Source organism: Luteimonas sp. R10, assembly GCF_045689605.1.
GTDB lineage: Bacteria > Pseudomonadota > Gammaproteobacteria > Xanthomonadales > Xanthomonadaceae > Luteimonas.
In genome coordinates this window covers 3,011,844-3,032,875 of the sequence record NZ_CP141262.1, presented here as the reverse complement: position 1 = coordinate 3,032,875, position 21,032 = coordinate 3,011,844, and the positions used below count along the sequence as shown (strand labels likewise).

Below are 21,032 nucleotides of genomic sequence, written 5' to 3'. Positions count from 1 at the left end.
CACTGGCGCGCGTGCGGTGGAGCGTGCGCGCCGCTGGCGCGGGCCGGGGCGCGGAGCGGGGGTTGGGGTGAGGGTACGGCGGAGTTGCGATGGTTCAGGCCTCTGCCGTTTTCGTGCCGCTTCGGTTCCCGGCGCCCGGTCCACCGTTCGCGACTCAGCGCTTTCCGGGCTTGGGCCGGCCGGCGGGCTTGCCGCGCGGCGGACCCGCGGAAGGGCGCTTGCCGCGGGGTGGCGCGTCGACGTCGCCGGCCTCGGCGCGGCGCATGCGCAGCGGCTGCCCGGCCACGCGCACGCGCTTGAGGTGTTCCATCAGTTCGCGCGGCATGCCTTCCGGCAGGTCGACCAGGCTGTGGTCGTCGCGGATGTCGATGCGGCCGATGTAGCGGCTTTCCAGGTCCGCCTCGTTGGCGATCGCGCCGACGATGTTGCCGGGCTGCACGCCGTGGCGATGGCCGACCTCGATGCGGAAGGTTTCCATTCCGGCTTCCGGCGCTCGCGGGCCCTGGTCGCGGACTGCCCGCGGCCTTTGCGGGCGCTCGGCCGCGCGCGCGTCGTCGCGGGCGGGGCGCCGTTCGCCGCGCTCGGCACGCTCGCCGCGTTCCGGCGCCGGCCTCGGCCGTTCGCGCGGCGGCTCCAGCAGCAGCGGCGTGTCGCCCTGCAGCAGGCCCGCCAGCGCCGCCGCGATCTCGACCGCGGGGACGTTGTGCTCGCGCTCGTAGCGCTCGATCAGCTCACGGAACAGGCCGATCTGGCCGCTCTCCAGGCCGCTGCCGATGCGCTCGAGGAACTTGGCGACGCGGCGCTCGTTGACGGTCTCGACGCTCGGCAGTTCCATCGGCTCGATCTTCTGCCGCGTCGCGCGCTCGATCGCGCCGAGCATGCCGCGCTCGCGCGGGGCCACGAACAGGATCGCCTCGCCGCTGCGCCCGGCGCGGCCGGTGCGGCCGATGCGGTGCACGTAGCTCTCGGTGTCGTAGGGGATGTCGTAGTTCAGGACGTGGCTGACGCGCTCGACGTCGAGTCCGCGCGCGGCGACGTCGGTCGCGACCAGGATGTCGATGCGGCCGTCCTTGAGCGACTGCACCAGCTTCTCGCGCTGCTTCTGCTCCACGTCGCCATGGATGGCGGCGGCCGACAGCCCGCGCGCGGCCAGCTTGTCGGCCAGCTCCTGGGTGCCGAGCTTGGTGCGCGCGAATACCAGCATGCCGTCGAAGGGTTCGGCCTCGAGGATGCGGGTGAGCGCGTCGAGCTTGTTGACGCCGCTGACCATCCAGTAGCGCTGGCGGATGTTCTTGGCGGTGGTGGTGCTCGACTTGATCGCGATCTCGACCGGATCCTTGAGGTAGGTCTGCGCGATGCGCCGGATCTGCTGCGGCATCGTCGCCGAGAACAGCGCCACCTGCCGCGTCTCCGGGGTTTTCTTCAGCACCGCTTCGACGTCGTCGATGAAGCCCATGCGCAGCATCTCGTCGGCTTCGTCCAGCACCAGGCAGCGCAGCTCCGACAGGTCCAGGGAGCCGCGCTCCAGGTGATCGATCACCCGCCCGGGGGTGCCGACGACCACGTGCACGCCACGCTTGAGCGCACTCAGCTGCTGGCCGTAGCCTTGGCCGCCGTAGACCGGCAGCACGTGGAAACCCGGCAGGTGGCGGGCGTACTTGTGGAACGCCTCGGCCACCTGGATCGCCAGTTCGCGGGTCGGCGCGAGCACCAGCGCCTGCGGCTTCTTCGCCGCCGGTTGCAGCTGGTTGAGGACCGGCAGCGCGAACGCGGCGGTCTTGCCGGTGCCGGTCTGCGCCTGGCCGAGCACGTCGCGGCCGGCCAGCAGCGGCGGGATGGTCGCGGCCTGGATCGGCGAGGGCGACTCGTAGCCGACGTCGGCCAGCGCGCGCAGCAACGGTTCGGAGAGGGCGAGGTCGGTGAAGCGGAGCTCGTTGGCGGTTTCGGCGCTCATGGAGAATTCTCTGTTCGGCGCCAGCGGGGAGCCGTTCGGGGCAACCGAACATTCTACGCTTCCGGCGCGAACGTCTCGTCGTGGCGGTCGAGCTATGCCCGGCATCGCTCCCGCTCCGACGCTTGCAAGCTTCCGGGCATCCGGAAGCAAATCGTCGATGCGGTGCCCGGGCCGGGACGTGTGGGCGAAAGGAACTGCACGGCGCAGCTGTTCGTTGGCACCGCCCGTGGCGACGGTGCCTGCCTCACCGCGGCGGATGGCCGCCTGGCGCGGCCCGGCCGAGCCGGGGTGTCCCGGCGCGGGCGCCGCCGGCTCCGAAGTCCACTATCTTGCCTGCTCTCTCTTTAGATCCCGAAGCTGGACCCAGGAGCGGCTTCAGCCGACCTGCGGGGCGGGATATGCGGACGAAAAGCAGACTGCGTGGCGCGGCGTTGCCGGGCACCCTGCTAGGCTCGGTGTCATGCATGTTCCCCGGTTCGACAACGCGTTCGTGCGCGATCTGCCCGGCGATCCGGAGTCCGGTCCGCGCCTGCGCCAGGTGCACGGCGCGGCGTGGTCGCGGGTAGCGCCCACGCCGGTGCCGGCGCCGAAGCTGGTCGCGCATTCGCGCGAGATGGCGGATGCGCTGGGGTTTTCCGAGGCCGACGTCGCTTCGCCGGAATTCGCGCAGGTGTTCGGTGGCAATCGGTTGCTCGACGGCATGGCGCCGTTCGCCGCCAACTACGGCGGCCACCAGTTCGGGCAGTGGGCCGGGCAGCTCGGCGACGGCCGCGCGATCACCCTGGGCGAGGCGATCGGCGCCGACGGCGGCCGCTGGGAACTGCAGCTCAAGGGTGCGGGCAAGACGCCGTATTCGCGCATGGCCGACGGCCGCGCGGTGCTGCGCTCGTCGATCCGCGAATTCCTGTGCAGCGAGGCCATGCACCACCTCGGCGTGCCGACCACCCGCGCGCTGAGCCTGGTGGCGACCGGCGAGACGGTCGAGCGCGACATGTTCTACGACGGCCATCCCCGGGACGAGCCCGGCGCGGTCGTCTGCCGGGTGGCGCCGTCGTTCATCCGCTTCGGCACGTTCGAGCTGCCGGCCTCGCGCGGCGACGTCGACCTGCTGCGCAGGCTGGCCGACTTCGCCATCCGCCGCGATTTTCCTGAGCTGGCAGGCGAGGGCGAGGCGCTGTACGGCGACTGGTTCGCGCAGGTCTGCGAGCGTACCGCGGTGCTGGTCGCGCACTGGATGCGGGTCGGGTTCGTGCACGGCGTGCTCAACACCGACAACATGTCGATCCTCGGCCTGACCATCGACTACGGCCCGTACGGCTGGATCGACGACTACGATCCGGAGTGGACGCCGAACACCACCGACGCCCACGGCCGCCGCTACCGTTTCGGCTGGCAGCCGCGCGTCGCGCACTGGAATTTGTCGCGCTTGGCGCAGGCGCTGTCGCCGCTGTTCGACGGGATCGAGCCGCTGCAGGCCGGGCTCGACCGCTACGGCGCCGCGTTCGTGCGCGTCGACCGCGACAACGTCGCCCGCAAGCTGGGCCTGGCCGAATGCCGCGACGGCGATCCAGCGCTCGCCGCGCAGTTGTACGCGCTGCTGCGCGCGGGCGAGGTCGACATGACCCTGTTCTTTCGCGGCCTGGCCGAGTTCGATCCGGACCAGCCGGCGCTGGGCCCGTTGCGCGACGCGTTCTACGACGACGCCAAGCTGCGCGCGCACGAGGAAGGCTTTCTCGACTGGCTGGCGCGCTACGCGGCGCGGTTGCACGACGACCCGCTGACGCCGCAGCAGCGGCGGGAACGCATGAACGCCGCCAACCCGCGCTACGTGCTGCGCAACTACCTGGCGCAGCAGGCGATCGATCGCGCCCATGCGGGCGACGACGGCGGCATCCATGAGCTGCTGGAGGTGATGCGCCGGCCCTACGAGGAGCAGCCGGGCCGCGAACAGTTCGCCGCCCGGCGGCCGGACTGGGCCCGCGACCGCGCCGGCTGCTCGATGCTCTCATGCAGCTCCTAGGCGGCGCGCATCGCAGCAATCCGCGTAGAGCGAAGCTTGCTCCGCTGCACGCATGCGTCCCGGGCCGGCCATACCCGAATCAGGCCGGAAGGTGATCCGTCACGTGGGATCGACGGAAGTCGCGACGGGCACCTCGGTGCCGGTGCTGTCGGAAGTGCGCAAAATTCCCAGGGTCGCGACTTCCGTCGCTCCCACAGGGCGAGGCGGCGCCGGCAGCCGCGAAAAAGAAAGCCGGCTCATTTGCCGGCTTTCTTTTCCTTCTTGGCCGCGCGCTTTTCCTTCAGCGACTTTTCCGGTTTCTTCTTGTCTTCCTTCTTCTTGTCCAGGCTCTTGGCCATGGCGTGCTCCGCTGGTGGGTGGGCGATCGTGGCGCAAATGTACTGCCTGCGGCGACCGGCGAACAGGGGCTGGTCAGCCCGCCATCAGCCCCCGGAGGCCGGCAGCCGCTAGACTATCCCGATGCCCCTGATCACCCTGAACGGCGTCGACTACAGCGTCGGCGGCCCGCTCCTGCTCGAAAAAGTCTGCCTGTCGATCGATTCCGGCGAGCGCATCGCCCTGATCGGCCGCAACGGCGCCGGCAAGTCCACCCTGCTGCGGCTGCTGTCCGGCGACCTGCGGCCCGACGACGGCGCGATCCGCCGCGAGGGCGGGGTGCGCATCTCGCGCCTGGAGCAGGAGGTGCCGGCGGGCGCCTCCGGCACGGTGTTCGACGTGGTCGCCGAGGGCATGGGCGAGCTGGGCGCCTGGCTGGCGGAGTTCCACCGTCTCAGCCACGCCGACGAGTTCGATGCCGACGCGATGTCGGCCGTACAGGCCAAGATCGAAGCCGCCGACGGCTGGTCGGCCGACCAGCGGGTCGAGGAGACGCTGGCCAGGCTCGGCCTCGACGGCGACGACGTCTTCGGCCGGCTCTCCGGCGGCATGAAGCGCCGCGTGCTGCTGGCGCGGTCGCTGGTGTCCGCGCCCGACGTGCTGCTGCTGGACGAGCCGACCAACCACCTCGACATCGCCGCGATCGACTGGCTGGAAGGGTTCCTGAAGGGCTGGGCGGGCGCGCTGGTGTTCGTGACCCATGACCGCCGCTTCCTGCGCGCGCTGGCCACCCGGATCGTCGAGATCGACCGCGGCCAGGTCAGCGACTGGCCCGGCGACTGGACCAACTACCAGCGGCGCCGCGAGGAGCGGCTGAACGCGGAGGCGCAGGAGAACGCGCGCTTCGACAAGCTGCTGGCGCAGGAAGAGGTCTGGATCCGCCAGGGCATCAAGGCACGGCGCACCCGCGACGAAGGACGCGTGCGCCGGCTGGAGGCGATGCGCCGCGAGCGCGCGCAGCGCCGCGACCTGGGCGGCAGCGTGCGCATGGAAACCGCGCAGGCCGGCAACTCCGGCAAGAAGGTGATCGAGGCCAAGCACGTGTCCTTCGGCTATCCCGGCAAGCCGCTGGTGCGCGACTTCAGCGGCACCGTCCTGCGCGGCGACCGGATCGGCCTGATCGGCGCCAACGGGACCGGCAAGACCACCCTGCTGAAGCTGCTGCTGGGCCAGCTGCAGCCGCAGTCCGGCGAGATCCGCATCGGCACCCAGCTGCAGGTCGCCTACTTCGACCAGTACCGCGCCGCGCTGCGCGAGGACTGGAACGCGCTGGAGAACGTCGCCGAAGGGCTCGAGTTCGTCGAGGTCGGGGGCAGGCGCAAGCACGTGGTCGGCTACCTGCAGGACTTCCTGTTCACGCCCGAGCGCGCGCGCGCGCCGATCACGCGGCTGTCGGGCGGGGAGCGCAACCGGCTGCTGCTGGCGAAGCTGTTCGCGCAGCCGTCGAACCTGCTGGTGATGGACGAGCCGACCAACGACCTCGACGTCGAGACGCTGGAACTGCTGGAGGAACTGCTGGCCGACTACCCGGGCACGCTGCTGCTGGTCAGCCACGACCGCGACTTCCTCGACAACGTGGTGACCTCCACCCTGGTGATGGAGGGCGACGGGCGGGTCGGCGAGTACGTGGGCGGGTACAGCGACTGGTTGCGGCAGCGTCCTGCGCCGGTCGCGGATTCCGCCGATGCCCGGCCGGGTGTCGCGGCCAGGGCGGAAGCGCCGCCTGTCGCCGCCGCGCCGACGCCCAGGCGCAAACTCGGCTACCGCGAGACGCGTGAGCTGGAACAACTGCCCGCCACCATCGAACGCCTGGAAGCACGGGTCGCCGAGCTCACGGCGGATATCGCCGACCCGGCGTTCTACCGGCGCGACGCCGCCGCCGTCACGGCCCACAATGCGGCCCTGGCCGAGGCCCAGAAGGAACTGGAAGCTGCCTATGCGCGTTGGGAAGCGCTGGAGGACGCGTCCTCCAGCTGACGGGAAATCGTCGTCGGCCACTCAGATGTGGGAGCGACGGAAGTCGCGACTTCGCAGGGTCGCGACTTCCGTCGCTCCCACAGGGAGAGGGCGTCTCGCAGGATCGAACAGAAGCGGCGCGGCCATTGCCGGCCGCGTGCACCTGACAGCACGGTTCAGTTCTTGCGCGGTTTGATGCGCGCGCCGTCGCGGAGGTCGTCAGCCGGATACAGCACCACCTGCTCGCCTTTGCGCAACCCTTCCTTCACTTCCGCCTCGCGGTCGTTGCGCGGCCCCAGTACCAGCGTTCGCAGCCGCGCACGGCCGTCCTCGGCGACGAACACCGCCCAGTCCTCGCCCTCGCGGAACAGGCTGCCGACCGGCAGCTTGAGCGCGTCCGGCTTGCGCCAGACGACGATCCGCACCTCGACCCGGTAGGCGTCTCCGAGCGCCTCGCGCGCCTCCACCGGGTCCTCGAAGTCGATGATCACGTTGACCCGCTGCTCCTCCACGCCCAGCGCCGAGATCTTGAGGAAGCCGGCCGGCTCGATCCGCCGCACCCGCCCGCGCAGGGTGTCGCCGCCGCCCCATTGCTCGATCAGCACCGGATCGCCGGGCGATGCCCGCACCGCCTCGGAGGACAGCAGGTCGGCGACGATCTCCAGGCCGCGGGCGTCGCCGACCTCCAGCAGCTCCGCCCCGGCGGGCACCACGCCGCGGCTCTCGCGCAGGCGCCGCAGCACCACGCCGTCGACCGGGGCGAACACCAGCAGGTCGTCGCCGTCCGCATGGCCGGCGTCGTCCGGCGCGGAGTCCTCCGCGACGGCGCCTTGCCGGATCAGTCGCGCGCGCGCGGCCGCCAGTTCGTGCCGCGCCTGCGCGACCGCATGCTCGGCCGATTCGAAGGCGTCGCGCGCCGCCTGTGCCTCGGCCTGTTGCGCCTCCATCGTGTCGCGCGCGATCGCGCCGCTGTCCTGCAGCTCGCGCAACCTGGCGTAGCGCCGCTGCGCCCGCGTGGCCACGGTCTCGGCGCGCGCGCGTTCGGCCTGCGCGCGCCCGAGTGCGGCTTCCGCTGCCTGCACGGCGGCTTCGGTCTCGGCGCGCGTGCGCACGTCCAGCGGGACCGGCGCCGAGGGCCGCAGCCGCGCCACCACCGTGCGCCCGGCCTCGACCGGATCGCCCGGTTCCAGTTCGATGCGGCGGATCTCGCCGGCGGCCGGCGCCGACACCATGTAGCGCTCGCGCACGCGGGTCTCGCCTTCCTCGTCGACGGTGACCAGCAGTTCGCCGACGGTCGCGGCGGCGAGATCGACCTCCACCGCGCGCGGCCACAGCGCGACCAGCAACAGGGCCAGGACCACTGCGCCGCCGAACAGCACGCTGCGCTTCTTCAGGAAGCCGAAGCGGCCGAAGAAGGCGGGAACCCTGCGCAGGGAATCGCGGAGACGCGGCATCGTGCTCACTCCTCGAGTGTCATTCTCGTGTCTTCAGGACGCCGACCAGGTCGAGCCGGTCGAGCCGGCGGCGCACGATCAGGCCGGAGACGGCGGCGGCGGCGATCACCACCAGCGCCGACCAGGCCATGGTGGCCGGGGCGACCGCCAGCGGGAAACGGTAGACCTCGCTCTCGATCGAACGCACCATCGCCAGCGCCATGCCGTAGCCCAGTCCCATGCCGAGCGGCAACGCGAGCGCGGTCAGGATCGCCAGCTCGCCCAGCAGGATCAGCGAGATCTCGGCGCGGGTGAAGCCGAGCACGCGCAGGCTGGCCAGCTCACGCGAGCGCTCCGACAGCGACACCCGCGCGGCGTTGTAGATCACGCCGAAGGCGATGATGCCGGCGAACAGCACGTTGATGCCGATCATCAGGCCGATGTTCTGCGCCAGCGTCTCGCGGAAGTTCTCGATCACGGTGCGCTTGATCGCCACGCCGGCGATCACCGGCAGCGCCTTGAGCGCCCGCGACAGCGCCTGCTCCTGCGCCGGGTCGATCTTCAGCGCCGCGCCGGACAGGGTGCCGCCCTCGCGCATCAGGCGGCGTACCGCGTCGATCTCCATGTAGGCCGACAACCCGACCGCGTCGTCGACCAGCCCGGCCACCTGGGCTTCGCGGCGCGGCCGGCTGCCCTGCAGGATGTCGAGGGTGACGCGGTCGCCGGGCGCGACGTCGAGCACGCGCGCCAGCATCGTCGACAGCACCAGCCCCTCCGGCGGCAGCGCCATCGCCTGCCCGTCGCTGTCGACGATGCGGCGCAGCCGCGCATCGGCGGGCAACCCGGTGACGGCAAGGTCGCGGTGACGAAAGCCCGCGCGCAGGCGCGCCGGTACCGTGCGCTGCGGCTCCACCGCCAGCACGCCGGGTAGCCGTGCCAGGGCATGGTGCGCGGTCGACGACGCGGGCTCGACGAAGTTGACCGTCACGTCCTGGCGTTCGGCGACCGAGAACTGGATCGTGATCAGGCGCTCGGTGGAGGCGATCAGCGCGAATTCGAACAGCAGGATGCCGGCGGCGAAGGCGATGCCGGTGACCGACGCCAGCGCGCGCAGCGGCTGTCGCTCGAGGTTGCGCAGGATCATGCGCGCGGCCATGCCGAACCGCTCGCGCAGCCCGGGCCGTTCGATCAGGCTGCGCCGGTAGCGCGCCGGCGGCTCCGGCCGCATCGCCTCTGCCGGCGGGATCCGTACCGCGCGCCGCACCGCCGAGTACGCGCCCGCCATCGCCGTCAGCAGGCTGACCGCCACCGCGCCGAGCACCACCGCCGGCGAGACGCGGTAGTCGGTGTCGGGAAAGCTGAAGTACTGCGCGTACAGGTCGGTCATGGCCGCGCCGAGCCAGGCGCCGGCGGCCACCCCCAGCAGCGCGCCCGCCGCGGCGATCGCCAGCGCCCACTTCAGGTAATGCCAGGCGAGTTCGTCGTTGCGGTAGCCCAGCGCCTTGAGCGCGGCCAGCTGCGGCCGCTGCAGCGCCAGTGCGCGACTGAGCGCCACGTTGAGAACGAACGCGGCGACCAGCAGGAAGATCGCCGGTACCGCGATGCCCATGCTGCGCAGCTGCTGGAGCTCGGCGTCCAGCGTCCAGTGCGAGGGCTGCAGCGCGCGCGGGATGGCGCCGAGGCCGCCGTAACGCTCCAGCAGCGTGTCCAGCCGGGCGATGACGTCGTCGGCCAGCGCCCCCGGGGCCAGCTTCAGGATGACGTCGTTGAATCCGCCCTCCATGTCGAAGGCGCTGGCCAGCGCGCGCCGTTCCATCCAGAACACGCCGAACAGCCGGTCGTCGGGCACCAGCTCGCCGGGGCGGATGCTGTAGACGTACTCCGGCGACAGCACGATGCCGACGATCTCCAGCGTGCGCTTGCGGCCGTTGATGATGGCCGCCACCCGGTCGCCGACGTGGAAGCCGTGCGCCTCGGTGAAGGACTCGCTGGCCATCACCTCGTCGGCGCGGGTCGGCGAGATCCAGCGTCCGGCGCGCAGGTGCAGGTCGTTGAGGTCCGGGCGCCGGTCCGCCGGCACCGAGATCAGGCGGCCGCTGGCCGGCTCCTCCAGGCCCGGCACGTCCAGCACCACGTCGGCCACGACCCGCGCTTCCGCGCGAACCACACCGGGGATGGCGGCGATACGCTCGATCAGCGGCGCGGGCGCGCGCTTGAGCGAGGCGAACACGTCGGCGAAGCGCTGGCGCTCGTAATAGGCCTGCTGGGTGCGCTGCAGCGACTGGAAGTTCGACAGGTACATCACCCACATGGTCATGCCGGCGGCGAGCACCAGCGCGATCGCCGTGGCCTGGCCGGCCATCGCCAGCAGATCGCGCAGCAGCTTCCGGTTCAGTGCCGAGATCGCCATCGGCCGTCACCATTCCAGTTCGTCGGGCGAGCGCTTGTGCGCATTGCGCTCGCTGGAGACGATGCGGCCGTCGGCCATGCGCAGCACCACGTCGGCCATGTCGGCGATCGAGGCGTTGTGGGTGATCACGAGCGTGGTGGTCCCCATTTCGGTGTTGACCTGCGCCAGCGCCTCGAGCACCACCACGCCGGTGGAGAGGTCGAGCGCGCCGGTGGGTTCGTCGCACAGCAGCACCGCCGGCCGCTTGGCGACCGCGCGCGCGATCGCCACGCGCTGCTGTTCGCCGCCCGACAGCTGCGAGGGGAAATGATCGAGCCGGTGTTCGAGGTCGACCAGCGCCAGCGCTTCCTCCGGCGACAGCGGGTCGTCGACGATCTCGGTCACCAGCGCCACGTTCTCGCGCGCGGTGAGGCTCGGGATCAGGTTGTAGAACTGGAAGACGAAGCCGACGTGGTGGCGGCGGTAGCGGGTCAGCGCCGCCTCGTCGCCGGCGTCGAGTTCGTCGCCGCGGTAGCGGATCCGTCCGCTGCTCGGCGTGTCGAGGCCGCCGAGCAGGTTGAGCAGGGTCGACTTGCCGGAACCGGAGGCGCCCAGCAGCACCACGAAGTCGCCGTCGCGCAGGCGCAGATCGACGTCGTCGAGCGCCTGCACCCGGACCTCGCCCATGGTGTAGACCTTGTTGAGGCCCTCGACCTCGAAGACCGCCGGCGCGTCGTCGCGGGTCATGGGTGGCCTTGTCCGGGAGCGCCTTGGTTGCCGGTGGTGTCCGCGTTCCTTCGCCGCCCCCCGGCCCCTGTAGAGCGGAGCAAGCTCCGCTCTACGGCGGGGCGATGCCGGTGCGGGCGCATGTCAGGTCGGCTCGAACATGCGCCGGAACATGTCGAGCATCAGCCGGGGCAGGGTGTCCTTCTGCTCGGCCGACAGCTCGTCCCAGTGATCGACGAACCAGCGGTCGAGCGCGCCGCGCAGGCCGAAGATCGCGGCCAGCAGCAGGTCCTCGGGCATGTCGCTGCGGATGCAGCCGATCTTCTGGCCGTGGCGCATGAAGGTGCGCCGGATCGCGTTGATCTGTTCGATCTTCTCCTGCGCGATCCGCTGCGCGCGTTCGTCCGCGGGCGGGTGGTAGAGCGGGCGCCAGACGCCGACGTACCACGGGCGTTCGCGCAACAGCGCCCGCGAACGCTCGGACAGGCGTTCCAGCGTCGGCCAGAAGGTGTCGGCCTGCAGGTGGCTGAAGTCGCCGATCTCCTCCGGCACGCCGAGCGCCCAGGCCCAGTCCATCACCGCCTGGAACAGGTCGATCTTGTCGTCGAAGTAGTAGTAGAACTGGCCCTTGCTCAGGCCCAGGCGCTCGATGATGCGGTTGAGCGAGGCCTGGTCGTAGCCGTGCGCCGCGAACTCCTCGCCGGCCGTTTCCAGCACCTGTTCGCGGCGGGTTTCGTCGAGCTTGAGGAATCTCGGTCGCGGCATGTGGACGCCCCGGCGGGGAGGGTAAGACCGACCGGTAAAACTTATTGGTTGGACCGGTTGGTCTGATCCTGCATCGAGGCTGCGGCGATGTCAAGAAAGGCTGCGAAGAATGCGCATGCGCGGCCCGGTGGCGGCGTTACCCGCGCGCATTGGTCTGCGCGGGGGCGGCGGAAGTAGCGGAAGCGGGCGTGCATGTCGATGCATCGTGGGGTCGCGACTTCCGTCGCTCCCACATTGGGGCTTGTCCTGTCGGCACCGGTGTCCGCGTGCGGATCTGCGGGGACCGCTTCGATCGCGTGGCGACCGGTTTGCGCGACCCGCGATCAGTCGTCCAGGAACGCGCCGCAGCCGGCGTAGCGACGGTCGCCGACCCGCAGCCGCACGCTCGCCTCGAAAGGCTCGCCGCTCATCGGATCGGCGCATGCCTGGCGTTCGATGTCGAGCCGCACGGCGGTGCCGTCGGTGGTCGTTCCCTCGAAGCCGTCGCCGTCGGGCCGGCGCCGGGCGTTTTCCACTTCGATGAAGCGTTCGCCGTAGTCCAGCTGCGCGGTGAGCGTCGGTCGATCGCCGTCGCCGACTTCGAGCAGCCAGCCGGGTTCCTGGCCGATCGCGCGGAAGCGGACGCCGCGCGCGGCGGCGGCGTCCCAGGGCGAGACCTGGGTGGTCGGCATGCACGTGCGGGCCGGATCGCCGTGCAGGGTGAGCGTCGCCGTATCGCCGCCGAACCGGAATCGGTTGCCTTGCCCGTCGGCGTAGCTGGTTCCGGATGCGGACTCCTCCGGTGCGAGCACCAGCCGGCGTCCGGACAGGGAAAGCGTGAGCGGCCCGCCGTCGGCGTCGACGCGGCTGGCGACCAGGATCTCCTCGCAGCGGAAGCTGCGGCTGGCCGGTGCATCGGATGGCGGAGCGATGGCCTCGCCGTCGTCGGTATCTATGGCGGAAGCAGCCTCGCGATCGGGGGCTGCGGCATCCGGCCGCTGTTGGCATGCGCACAGGCTTGCTGCGAGGACGGCGGCCAGTGTTGCGCTCGAAACGATGTTCATGGAGGCAAGCTCCGTCTGCGAAGGGTCGGCTCAGGGAGTCGGCAGGCGCATCATCCTGAATTCGATCTTCCCGGGATCGCCGGGTTCGAACGGGACCGGTTCGGCGGTGGCGAAGAAGGTCTCCCCCTGCGGCGTGGTCAGACTGGCGGTGATGCCATAGCGGCCATCATCCTTCAGGCGGTCCGGGTCGTAGGGAAGGACGAACGCGTAGGGCGGGCCGGCGATATCGCTGAAGGCGGCCTCGGCGAGGATCGCCTGCTTGCTGTCCGGCGCGGCATCGCGGTCGACCAGCCGTACCGACAGCACCGAGTCGATCGGCATCAGCATTTTTTCGAAGTACGTGGCGCTGCCGTGGATCATGGTGCGGCCGGGCCCTGCCGCTTCGGCGATCGCGTCGCTGTCGACGCGCGGGCCGGAGGACAGTGATTGGCAGGCGCCGACGGCCACGGCCAGGCCGCATGCGGCAGCGGCGGCGGTGAGGCGGACATGCATCGGATGGTTCCTTGGGTGCAGGTGAGCATGGGGGGGAGGGTCAGCGTGCGGGCGAGAGGCGAAGCCGCGCCAGGATGCCGAAATGGTCGCTGGGCCAGATGCCGTCGGCGTCGGGCCGATCCAGCACGCGGCGCGATTCCAGCACCTCGAAGCGGTCGCCGGGCACGAAGACGTGATCGATGCGTTCGTGCCGGTCCGGGAAGTAGTGCGGGTTGAGCGTGGTGACGTCGTCGCCGGGATGGGTGCTGCCGAACGCATCGACATAGCGCCCGGCCAGCCGCTGCAGCTCCGGACTGCCGGCCCCGGCGTTGAAGTCGCCCATCAGCACCATCGGCGTGCCGTCGTCGTTCCCGTCGATATGCGCCAGCACGTCGGCGAGCTGCTCGGCGCGCATCGCGCCGCCTTCCGCGGTGTGGTGCAGGTGGGTGTCGTAGATGTCGATCGGCCTGCCGTCGAACGCGATGCGCACGTGCGCCACCGTGCGCGAGTCCTCGAGCGGCCGCAGCCGGCGCTCGCTGCGCTCGAGGATCGGGTGCCGGGTGAGGATCGCGTTGCCGTAGCGCTCGACCTCGCCTTCCGGCGCCGTGGACACGAAATGGAAGTCGTAGCCCAGCGCGTCGGCGATGTCCGCGGCCTGGTTGCGCAAGGTCCCGTGCTGCAGCACTTCCTGCAGGCCGATCACGTCCGGCCGCAGCGCGCGCAGGCCCTCGATCACCAGCGGGCGGCGCCGCTCCCAACCGTCGCGGTCGTGGTAGATGTTGAGGGTGACGACGCTGAGGGTCGCGCCGCCGCCGTCCGCGGCCGCATCCGGCGCAGGTGCCGCGCCGGTCGCGCAGGCGCCCAGCAGCACGAGCGTCGCGACGGCGGGCAGCAGGCGGGTGAGGGCGCGGATCATCGCGGCGCGTGCTCCGTCCGGTAGACGGGATAGAGATTGTGGCGCTCGTCCCAGGCGCTGTGGCGCCGATAGAAGAAGTCCAGCCGCGCGCGCGGGCTGTCGGCGAAGCCGGCGTCCCCGCGCAGGCGGCGCTCGAACTCCGCCTTCAGCTGCGGGTCGGCGGCCAGCATTTCGCGCGCCACCTCTTCGGCGACGTAGGCTTCCATGTATTCCTTGCGCTCGAAATGGTTGTTGAAGAATCCCCAGGCGGCGAAGGAATCGGGCGCCTGCGGCTCCAGCAGCGCCGTCACCAGGCGCGCCTTCGGCTGCGCGATCGGCACGAACAGGGCGCCGGCGGGCACGTCGCGCGGCTCGGCCTTCCACTCGCCTTCGAGCGTCAGCATCTGGTGACCCTCGACCGTGGTGGCCGCCAGCGCCGTACTGTCGGCGCGGAAGGTCTGGACGTCGGCCCGGGGCAGGGCGCGCGCGATCCGGGTGTAGTCGATGCCGTGCACGTCCAGTTTCTCCGCGATCCACGCGGCATGCGCCGGGGGCACCAGATAGCCCGCGCCAGGGGCCGTAACGCTGCGGTCCGGCACCACCTCGTCGCGCAGCGGCACCGTCCAGACCTGCGGCGTGGTTTCGTCGTAGCGGGTCATCAGTGCGCCGGAGATCTCCGACGGCTCGCGCGTGTACGCATAGCCGCGGAACTCGATCGTGCGGCTGGCGTCGGTGGCCTTGTAGTCGAGCGGCACGGGTTGGCCGGCCAGCCGCGCGGCGCGCGCGTCCGCCTCGCGCGCCAGGCGTAGCCACTCGCGGCCGTCACGGGCCGTACGCTCCAGCACCGAAACCACGGTGTTGCGGGTGATCCGTACCCGGTGCGGGTAGTCCTTCCACGAGTGCGTCTCGACCAGCATGGCGAGGCGGTTGCGCAGCGGGAAATAACCGGTGGAGAACCGCGGCGGCGAGACCCCGTCCTCGAAGCCGGACGCCGGGTTGTCGTATTCGACCAGCGAGGGGTAGAACGGCAGCGGCAGCGATCCCTGCTTGGCGAGGTCGTCGATCACCCCGTCGCGCAGCGCGCGCCCGGTCTCCCGCAGCGCCCGGTCTCCGGAGTACAGCGGCTCGACCTGGATGGCGATGTCGTGCTCGAACTTGGCGCCGTTGGTGACGTGCAGGTCGATGGTGGCGATCGGATCCCAGTCGTTCACCAGGCGCAGCATCGCCTGCATTTCCGGCGCGTCGGCCTTGGCGTAGTCGCGGTTGAGGTTGTAGTTCTGCGCGGTGGTGCGCCAGCCCATCTCCTCGGGGCCGCGCTGGTTGGGGCGGTTCCAGGCGCCGAAGCGCTCATGGCCGTCGACGCTGAACACCGGCACGAACACCCAGACCAGCCGTTCCAGCGCACCGGGCGCGGCCTGGCCGTCGAGCGCCTGGCGCAGGGCCAGGAAGCCGGCGTCCTTGCCGTCGATCTCGCCGGCGTGGATGCCGCCCTGCATCAGCACCACCGGCAGGCCGCGCTCGCGCGCGTCCCCTGGCGTCAACGCGCCGCTGCGCGAGACGGCGAGCGCCTTCATCGGCCGGCCTTCCGGCGAGGTGCCGAAATCGAAGCAACGCACCGCGTCCGGGTAGGCCTTGGCGAAGGCCTCGCACAACGCGATCACCTCGTCGTAGCGGCCGGTGCGCTCGAAGCCGCTGCGCTCGGAAACGGTGACGAGCGCGGGATCGGGAGCGGTGGACGCGGAGGCGGGCATGGCGGAGAGCAGGCAAGGCAGCAGCGCGGCAGCGAGCATAAGACGGTTCATTGCACCGGAGCGTGATCGGAATGCGCCAATGATGCCCGTTTGCGCGTCCGGCTGCAGTCCGTCTGCCGAGCTGGACGGCGCGCGTCCGCTCGGATGCGCTAGGCTTCGCTCTCCGCGCCCGTCACGGGCATCCGGCAACGGTCCCTGCCGCAATCGGCATCTGGAGAAAGGATGGAATCGATCGTCACCCTGGCCATCATCGGCGTCACCACGCTGGTGTCGTGGCAGGCATTCAACAATCCGCAGCTGCTGGGGCGGCTGATCCTGTGGCCGCCGGCGATCGACCGCCACCACCAGTACGAGCGGCTGGTCACCCACGGCTTCATCCACGCCGACTGGATGCACCTGCTGTTCAACATGATCACGCTGTACTTCTTCGGCAGCGTGATGGAGCAGTTCTTCGCCGAGCGAATCGGCTGGCTCGGGTACCTGGCGTTCTATCTCTCGGCGATCGTGGTCGCGATCCTGCCGACCTACATGCGCCACCAGCGCGACGCGCACTACCGCAGCCTCGGCGCCTCCGGCGCGGTCTCGGCGGTGCTGTTCGCGTTCATCCTGCTGGCGCCGTGGGCGCCCATCTACCTGTTCCTGATCCCGATCGGAATCCCGGCGTTCGTGTTCGCGCTGTTCTACATCGGCTACAGCATCTGGATGGATCGGCGCGGCGGCGACAACGTCAACCACAGCGCGCACCTGTGGGGCGCCGCCTACGGCATGCTGTTCACGGTGATGATGGAGCCGCGGGTGGCCACGACCTTCCTGCAGCGGCTGGCCGAGCCTTCGTTCGGCTCGTGACCGGTCCGGGTACCCGCCTGCGGGTGCGTCAGGCGGCCGCCGGACGGCGCGGGTCGTCTTCCGCGCGGCCGTAGGTCCTGACCAAGCCACCGTAGATCAGCCGGTCGAGCCGGAGATATTCGCTGCTTCCAGTCTCTCCCTGGCTTGCGAGCTGGTAGAGGCGGTCGACCGCTTCGTGTTCGCCTGCATGTTCGGGCATGTGCATGTCCCGGCTCCCGTCGCGCCTGGATGTTGTGCAGGCCGGACGCATCAAGCGTGCCAGCGAGCCGGCAAGCACTTCTGCGGATCCGCTGACGATCCGCGTCACCTGCCCCGCGGTTTCGGGCCGCATCTGACACGAACACGGCGGCGCCCTCACCGCGAATGAATCCCGGCTGTGCTATCCCCGGCCACGACATCCGGACGACTCGAGGGAGACACGATGGCGATCACCCGCGCCAAGGCCACCGGCCTGCTCAACAAGACCGAAATGGGCCTGTACGACGACAGCCGTGCCAACGCCTTGCGGCGGCTCGGAGAGCCCGAGCTCGGCAGGCGCATCGAGCGTACCCGCAAGGCGCGCGACCGCGCCCGCGACCTCGTGCAGCGGCAGAAGCTGGCCGCACGCGGGCGCACGGGCGGCAAACGCGGCGCTGCCGACAACCAGCGCAGCAAGGACAAGGCGGAGTTGCTGGCGGACATCCTGAAGCGGTTCGAGGCACAGCTGAAGCAGGCGCGCAAGGCCGGGGCGGCGTCGGCCTGGGCCGGCAAGGCAGCGACCGGACGCGCCGCCGGGAGGAAGGCGGCATCGAAGACGCCGGCCAAACGGGTGGCAGCGAAGCCGGCCGCGAAGAAGAAGACCGCGGCAACGACCGCGAAGAAGGGCGCAGCGAAGGCCGCGAAGAAGGGCACGGCGAAGACCGCGAAGAAGGCCGCCGCCAGACCCGCGAAGAAGACCGCCCGCAAGCGTGGAATCACCCCGCAGAAGGCGCTCGCCAATACCCGCGCGCTGCTGGAAGCCAAGCAGGAGCAGGCCCGGCAGCCGAAGCCGTGGCAGTCGGCGGACGGGCAGGGCGGGCCGGCCCCGGAGACCGGCTTCCAATCCTCCGACGCCGCGCGGCGCGCCGAAGACCTGCATGCCGGCGAGAGCCGCCTGCCGGCGATCCAGGGCAGCATCAGCACGCGCGACCGGCTCAACCAGGGCAAGCGCGACCACCGCGGCTCCTCGGAGGATTGAACATGGCCGATGCCGGCGCGGCGCCCGCGATCCACCACGATTCCCGGCGCGGCCTGTTCGAAGTCGAGGTCGAGGGGCACCGGGCACAGCTGGCCTATGGCCTGCAGGACGGGATCATGACGATCCTGTCCACCCTGGTGCCGGCGGCCGTGGGCGGTCGCGGGATCGCAGGTCGCCTGGTCGATGCGGCGCTGCAGCATGCGCGGGCGCAGGGGCTCAGGGTCGACCCGCGCTGCTCCTACGCCGCGGCCTACATCGACCGCCATCCGGAGCATGCCGGGCTGCGGGCCTGATCGGCCCGTATACCGGAACGCTCCGCCGTGCAAGCTTGTTCACACTTGCGCCCGGAAGTAGGGTATGGTGCGCGGACTGTTCAAAGCCGGGATCACGGTACATCGTGGCTCCGATGCGGTAGATCAAAGGCTGTACGGTCGGCGCTTGCCGGTCGGGACGATCCGCTCCATCGCTTTCGCGTTACCCCTTGCTCGACAGTCTCGGCGCCGCGGTGTGCGGGTCGTGTCCCAATCCAAACTGTGTTTCAAGGAGTAACAGCAATGTCTGATCGTCAAACCGGTACCGTCAAGTGGTTCAATGACGCCAAGGGCTTCGGTTTCATCACCCCCGAGAGCGGCCAGGACGTGTTCGTCCACTTCCGCTCGATCGTGGGTTCGGGCTTCAAGTCGCTGCAGGAAGGCCAGAAGGTTTCCTTCAAGGTCGTCCAGGGCCAGAAGGGCCTGCAGGCCGACGAAGTCGAGCCGATGTAATTCCGGCCCATACCGGATCTATCGAAAAACCCGGCTTCGGCCGGGTTTTTCTTTGCCGGCCTTGCATTTCTCCATCACGTGGCCGGCGCTATGCTCCAGCCGCTGCAAAGTGTCCGCGACCGGGGAAAGGAGTCGGCGATGAAGCGAGGATTGATCTGTGGGCTGCTGGTGCTGGCCTTGGGCGCCTGCCAGCGCGAGGCCGAGGTGCCGCAACCGCGGCAGGACCCTGCGGCACCGCAGGGGGCGGCCGATTCTCCGGATGCGTCGCAGCCGTCCGCCGATGCGGCGCCGGACCTGGAGGACGTGATCGAGCACGACCCGCGCTACGTCATCGGCATCAGCTATCCGCCCGAGGCGAAGCAGTATCCCGGCCTGGCCGCCGAGCTCCACCGCTATGCCCAGGCCGCGCGGGAGGAATTGCTCGAGGCGGTGGCGAGCATGGGCGAGGGGACCCCGTCGGTGCCCTACGACCTGTCGCTGGAGTTCAGCATGGTCGCGAACACGCCGCGGGTGGTCGCCGTCGCGGCCGATGGCAGCAGCTACACCGGCGGCGCCCATGGCAACCCGCTGGTGGCGCGGTTCGTGTGGCTGCCGCGGCAGGAGCGGCTGTTGCGCGCGCAGGACCTGTTCGGCGATCAGGCGGGCTGGCAGGCGGTGTCGGACTACGTTCGCGAGCAGCTGCACGCCGAGCTGTCGACCCGGGTGGACGCCGAAGAACTGCAGCCGGCCGAGCGCTCGCAGACGATCCGCGCGGCGGGCCGGATGATCGACGAAGGCTCGGGCCCCGATCCCGGGAATTTCGAGCACTTCGAGCCGGTGATGGGCGTCGACGGCCGTATCCGCGCGCTGCGCTTCGTGTTTCCGCCCTACCAGGTCGGTCCGTACGTCGACGGCACGCGCCGCGTGGTGGTGCCCGCCGAGATCCTGGCGCCGTACCTGACGGCGTCGCTGCGGGACCTGTTCGTCAAAGGCTGAATGCGCCGGCCTGCGGCGTTACACTGCCGGGACGGCAGGGAACGAACTCCGGCGGCGGCAACATGCTCAGCAGCGACCGACTTCGGCGGCGTATGCAGACGCTGCTCGCGGACGCCGACATCCGTATCGGCGGTACGCGCGAATGGGATCTGCAGGTACACGACGAGCGCTTCCACGCGCGGGCGCTCGCGCAGGGCTCGCTCGGCCTCGGCGAAAGCTACATGGACGGGTGGTGGGACACCGCGTCGCTCGACGGGCTGCTGCTGCGCCTGATCCGGGCGCGCCTGGACGAGCGCGTCCACGGCATCGGCGAGCTGCTCGACGGCGTGCGCGCGCACCTGTTCAACCTGCAGCGCGGCCACCGCAGCTATGTCGTCGGCGAGCGCCACTACGACCTCGGCAACGACCTCTACGCCGCCATGCTCGGGCGGCGCCTGGTCTACAGCTGCGGCTACTGGCGCCGGGCGGACGACCTGGACGCGGCGCAGGAGGCCAAGCTCGACCTGTGCTGCCGCAAGCTCGGCCTGCGGCCGGGCATGCGCCTGCTCGACATCGGCTGCGGCTGGGGCGAGATGCTCAAGTACGCCGCCGAACGCTACGGCGTATCCGGCGTCGGGGTGACGATCTCGCGCGAGCAGGCGGACTACGCCCGGCAGCTGTGCACCGGGCTGCCGGTCGAGATCCGGCTGCAGGACTACCGCGAGCTCGACGAGCGGTTCGACCGGATCGTCTCGATCGGCATGTTCGAGCACGTCGGCGCGAAGAACTACCGGACCTATTTCGACGTCGCCCGGCGCTGCCTGGGGGCCGACGGGCTGTTCCTGCTGCACACCATCGGCAGCAATGTCTCGCGCCGCCGCACCGATCCGTGGATCGCGCGCTACATCTTCCCGAACTCGATGCTGCCGTCGGCGGCGCAGATCGCGCAGGCGTCGGAACGGCGCTTCGTGATCGAGGACTGGCACAACTTCGGCACCGACTACGACCGCACCCTGCAGGCCTGGCGCGACAATGTGGAAGCGGCCTGGCCACGGCTGCCCTCGCGCTACGACGAGCGCTTCCGGCGCATGTGGCGGTTCTACCTGGCCGGCTCGATGGCCAGTTTCCGCGCCCGGCGCATCCAGCTGTGGCAGATCGTGCTCTCGCCCGAGGGCTTGGCCGGCGGCTACGTGGCGCCGCGCTGAGTCCCTGCGGATCGCCGCGAATCCGGACGGTGCCGCGAACGATGCGGTCGGCATTCGCCCGCGTGGCCTCCAGCGGCCTTCCGGGTGGATTTCGACCAAGCGAGTATCGGGGAGCGACTCGAAATCCGCCCGGAAGGCCGCCCCGACGGCCCAGCCGAATGCTGACCGCCGCCTCATGGCCATCGGTGGCGTTTGACGATCTGCGACGGGCGTTGCGTCACGGGTGCGGCCGCAGTCCGCTTTCGTCCCGCGATCGTCAACGCGCCGCA

General features: G+C 70.5%; 18 protein-coding genes. 8 read left to right on the top strand and 10 right to left on the bottom strand.

Going from position 1 to position 21,032, the window contains the following annotated elements:
* Window positions 1-154 precede the first annotated feature (154 nt).
* Window positions 155-1,954: a DEAD/DEAH box helicase gene (locus tag U3649_RS13270; protein WP_407351786.1), complete on the bottom strand. Its 1,800-nt coding sequence runs from the start codon at window positions 1,952-1,954 to the stop codon at window positions 155-157.
* Between the two features lie 460 nt (window positions 1,955-2,414).
* Between U3649_RS13270 and U3649_RS13265 the strand changes: the two genes are divergently transcribed.
* Window positions 2,415-3,974: a protein adenylyltransferase SelO gene (locus tag U3649_RS13265; protein ID WP_407351785.1), complete on the top strand. Its 1,560-nt coding sequence runs from the start codon at window positions 2,415-2,417 to the stop codon at window positions 3,972-3,974.
* A 459-nt stretch (window positions 3,975-4,433) separates the two neighbouring features.
* Window positions 4,434-6,326: an ATP-binding cassette domain-containing protein gene (locus tag U3649_RS13260; RefSeq protein WP_407351784.1), complete on the top strand. Its 1,893-nt coding sequence runs from the start codon at window positions 4,434-4,436 to the stop codon at window positions 6,324-6,326.
* Between the two features lie 155 nt (window positions 6,327-6,481).
* Here the strand turns inward: U3649_RS13260 and U3649_RS13255 are convergent, their stop codons facing one another.
* From U3649_RS13255 to U3649_RS13220, 8 genes are all read right to left on the bottom strand, one after another.
* Window positions 6,482-7,759, bottom strand: a complete 1,278-nt coding sequence (locus U3649_RS13255) for an efflux RND transporter periplasmic adaptor subunit (RefSeq protein ID WP_407351783.1) — start codon at window positions 7,757-7,759, stop codon at window positions 6,482-6,484.
* A gap of 19 nt (window positions 7,760-7,778) precedes the next feature.
* Window positions 7,779-10,148, bottom strand: coding sequence for an ABC transporter permease (locus U3649_RS13250; protein ID WP_407351782.1), 2,370 nt, complete (start codon window positions 10,146-10,148; stop codon window positions 7,779-7,781).
* Between the two features lie 6 nt (window positions 10,149-10,154).
* A complete protein-coding gene (locus U3649_RS13245; protein WP_407351781.1) occupies window positions 10,155-10,874 on the bottom strand; it encodes an ABC transporter ATP-binding protein in 720 nt (239 codons plus the stop codon).
* 123 nt (window positions 10,875-10,997) lie between these two features.
* A complete protein-coding gene (locus U3649_RS13240; protein WP_407351780.1) occupies window positions 10,998-11,618 on the bottom strand; it encodes a TetR/AcrR family transcriptional regulator in 621 nt (206 codons plus the stop codon).
* 323 nt (window positions 11,619-11,941) lie between these two features.
* The gene (locus U3649_RS13235; RefSeq protein ID WP_407351779.1) at window positions 11,942-12,661 is read right to left on the bottom strand and encodes an MliC family protein; all 720 of its coding nucleotides are present in this window, start codon (window positions 12,659-12,661) and stop codon (window positions 11,942-11,944) included.
* 30 nt (window positions 12,662-12,691) lie between these two features.
* Window positions 12,692-13,153 (bottom strand): YbaY family lipoprotein, encoded by a 462-nt coding sequence (locus U3649_RS13230; protein WP_407351778.1) that lies wholly within the window; start codon window positions 13,151-13,153, stop codon window positions 12,692-12,694.
* A 40-nt stretch (window positions 13,154-13,193) separates the two neighbouring features.
* Entirely contained in the window at window positions 13,194-14,048 is an 855-nt protein-coding gene (locus tag U3649_RS13225; protein WP_407351777.1) for an endonuclease/exonuclease/phosphatase family protein, read from the bottom strand.
* Window positions 14,045-15,829 (bottom strand): M14 family metallopeptidase, encoded by a 1,785-nt coding sequence (locus tag U3649_RS13220; protein WP_407351776.1) that lies wholly within the window; start codon window positions 15,827-15,829, stop codon window positions 14,045-14,047. Before U3649_RS13220 ends, U3649_RS13225 begins: the two co-directional genes overlap by 4 nt.
* A 171-nt stretch (window positions 15,830-16,000) precedes the next feature.
* Between U3649_RS13220 and U3649_RS13215 the strand changes: the two genes are divergently transcribed.
* Window positions 16,001-16,624: a rhomboid family intramembrane serine protease gene (locus U3649_RS13215; protein ID WP_407351775.1), complete on the top strand. Its 624-nt coding sequence runs from the start codon at window positions 16,001-16,003 to the stop codon at window positions 16,622-16,624.
* A 28-nt stretch (window positions 16,625-16,652) separates the two neighbouring features.
* Here U3649_RS13215 and U3649_RS13210 read toward each other — a convergent pair whose 3' ends face one another.
* On the bottom strand, window positions 16,653-16,829 hold the full coding sequence (locus U3649_RS13210; protein WP_407351774.1) for a hypothetical protein: 177 nt from the start codon (window positions 16,827-16,829) through the stop codon (window positions 16,653-16,655).
* A 216-nt stretch (window positions 16,830-17,045) separates the two neighbouring features.
* Here U3649_RS13210 and U3649_RS13205 point away from each other — a divergent pair, with 216 nt between their 5' ends.
* The 5 genes from U3649_RS13205 to cfa all read left to right on the top strand — a co-directional run bounded on the left by U3649_RS13205 (window position 17,046) and on the right by cfa (window position 20,763).
* Entirely contained in the window at window positions 17,046-17,840 is a 795-nt protein-coding gene (locus U3649_RS13205) for a hypothetical protein (protein WP_407351773.1), read from the top strand.
* Between the two features lie 2 nt (window positions 17,841-17,842).
* Window positions 17,843-18,133 (top strand): GNAT family N-acetyltransferase, encoded by a 291-nt coding sequence (locus U3649_RS13200; RefSeq protein WP_407351772.1) that lies wholly within the window; start codon window positions 17,843-17,845, stop codon window positions 18,131-18,133.
* A 261-nt stretch (window positions 18,134-18,394) separates the two neighbouring features.
* The gene (locus U3649_RS13195) at window positions 18,395-18,604 is read left to right on the top strand and encodes a cold-shock protein (protein WP_370563007.1); all 210 of its coding nucleotides are present in this window, start codon (window positions 18,395-18,397) and stop codon (window positions 18,602-18,604) included.
* A gap of 138 nt (window positions 18,605-18,742) precedes the next feature.
* Window positions 18,743-19,579 carry a PdaC/SigV domain-containing protein gene (locus U3649_RS13190; protein ID WP_407351771.1) on the top strand — a complete coding sequence of 279 codons (837 nt, stop codon included), beginning with the start codon at window positions 18,743-18,745 and terminating at the stop codon, window positions 19,577-19,579.
* A gap of 92 nt (window positions 19,580-19,671) precedes the next feature.
* Window positions 19,672-20,763 (top strand): cyclopropane fatty acyl phospholipid synthase, encoded by a 1,092-nt coding sequence (cfa, locus tag U3649_RS13185; RefSeq protein WP_407351770.1) that lies wholly within the window; start codon window positions 19,672-19,674, stop codon window positions 20,761-20,763.
* The last annotated feature ends 269 nt before the right edge of the window (window positions 20,764-21,032 follow it).

Excerpts from the sequence above, each read along its gene's own strand:
- U3649_RS13240 (WP_407351780.1), bottom strand. The coding sequence starts at position 11,618 with ATGCCGCGACCGAGATTCCTCAAGCTCGACGAAACCCGCCGCGAACAG.
- U3649_RS13265 (WP_407351785.1), top strand. The coding sequence starts at position 2,415 with ATGCATGTTCCCCGGTTCGACAACGCGTTCGTGCGCGATCTGCCCGGC.
- U3649_RS13270 (WP_407351786.1), bottom strand. The coding sequence starts at position 1,954 with ATGAGCGCCGAAACCGCCAACGAGCTCCGCTTCACCGACCTCGCCCTC.
- U3649_RS13250 (WP_407351782.1), bottom strand. The coding sequence starts at position 10,148 with ATGGCGATCTCGGCACTGAACCGGAAGCTGCTGCGCGATCTGCTGGCG.
- cfa (WP_407351770.1), top strand. The coding sequence starts at position 19,672 with ATGCAGACGCTGCTCGCGGACGCCGACATCCGTATCGGCGGTACGCGC.
- U3649_RS13235 (WP_407351779.1), bottom strand. The coding sequence starts at position 12,661 with ATGAACATCGTTTCGAGCGCAACACTGGCCGCCGTCCTCGCAGCAAGC.
- U3649_RS13225 (WP_407351777.1), bottom strand. The coding sequence starts at position 14,048 with ATGATCCGCGCCCTCACCCGCCTGCTGCCCGCCGTCGCGACGCTCGTG.
- U3649_RS13190 (WP_407351771.1), top strand. The coding sequence starts at position 18,743 with ATGAAGCGAGGATTGATCTGTGGGCTGCTGGTGCTGGCCTTGGGCGCC.
- U3649_RS13230 (WP_407351778.1), bottom strand. The coding sequence starts at position 13,153 with ATGCATGTCCGCCTCACCGCCGCCGCTGCCGCATGCGGCCTGGCCGTG.
- U3649_RS13255 (WP_407351783.1), bottom strand. The coding sequence starts at position 7,759 with ATGCCGCGTCTCCGCGATTCCCTGCGCAGGGTTCCCGCCTTCTTCGGC.
- U3649_RS13215 (WP_407351775.1), top strand. The coding sequence starts at position 16,001 with ATGGAATCGATCGTCACCCTGGCCATCATCGGCGTCACCACGCTGGTG.
- U3649_RS13220 (WP_407351776.1), bottom strand. The coding sequence starts at position 15,829 with ATGAACCGTCTTATGCTCGCTGCCGCGCTGCTGCCTTGCCTGCTCTCC.
- U3649_RS13205 (WP_407351773.1), top strand. The coding sequence starts at position 17,046 with ATGGCGATCACCCGCGCCAAGGCCACCGGCCTGCTCAACAAGACCGAA.
- U3649_RS13260 (WP_407351784.1), top strand. The coding sequence starts at position 4,434 with ATGCCCCTGATCACCCTGAACGGCGTCGACTACAGCGTCGGCGGCCCG.
- U3649_RS13200 (WP_407351772.1), top strand. The coding sequence starts at position 17,843 with ATGGCCGATGCCGGCGCGGCGCCCGCGATCCACCACGATTCCCGGCGC.
- U3649_RS13195 (WP_370563007.1), top strand. The coding sequence starts at position 18,395 with ATGTCTGATCGTCAAACCGGTACCGTCAAGTGGTTCAATGACGCCAAG.
- U3649_RS13245 (WP_407351781.1), bottom strand. The coding sequence starts at position 10,874 with ATGACCCGCGACGACGCGCCGGCGGTCTTCGAGGTCGAGGGCCTCAAC.
- U3649_RS13210 (WP_407351774.1), bottom strand. The coding sequence starts at position 16,829 with ATGCACATGCCCGAACATGCAGGCGAACACGAAGCGGTCGACCGCCTC.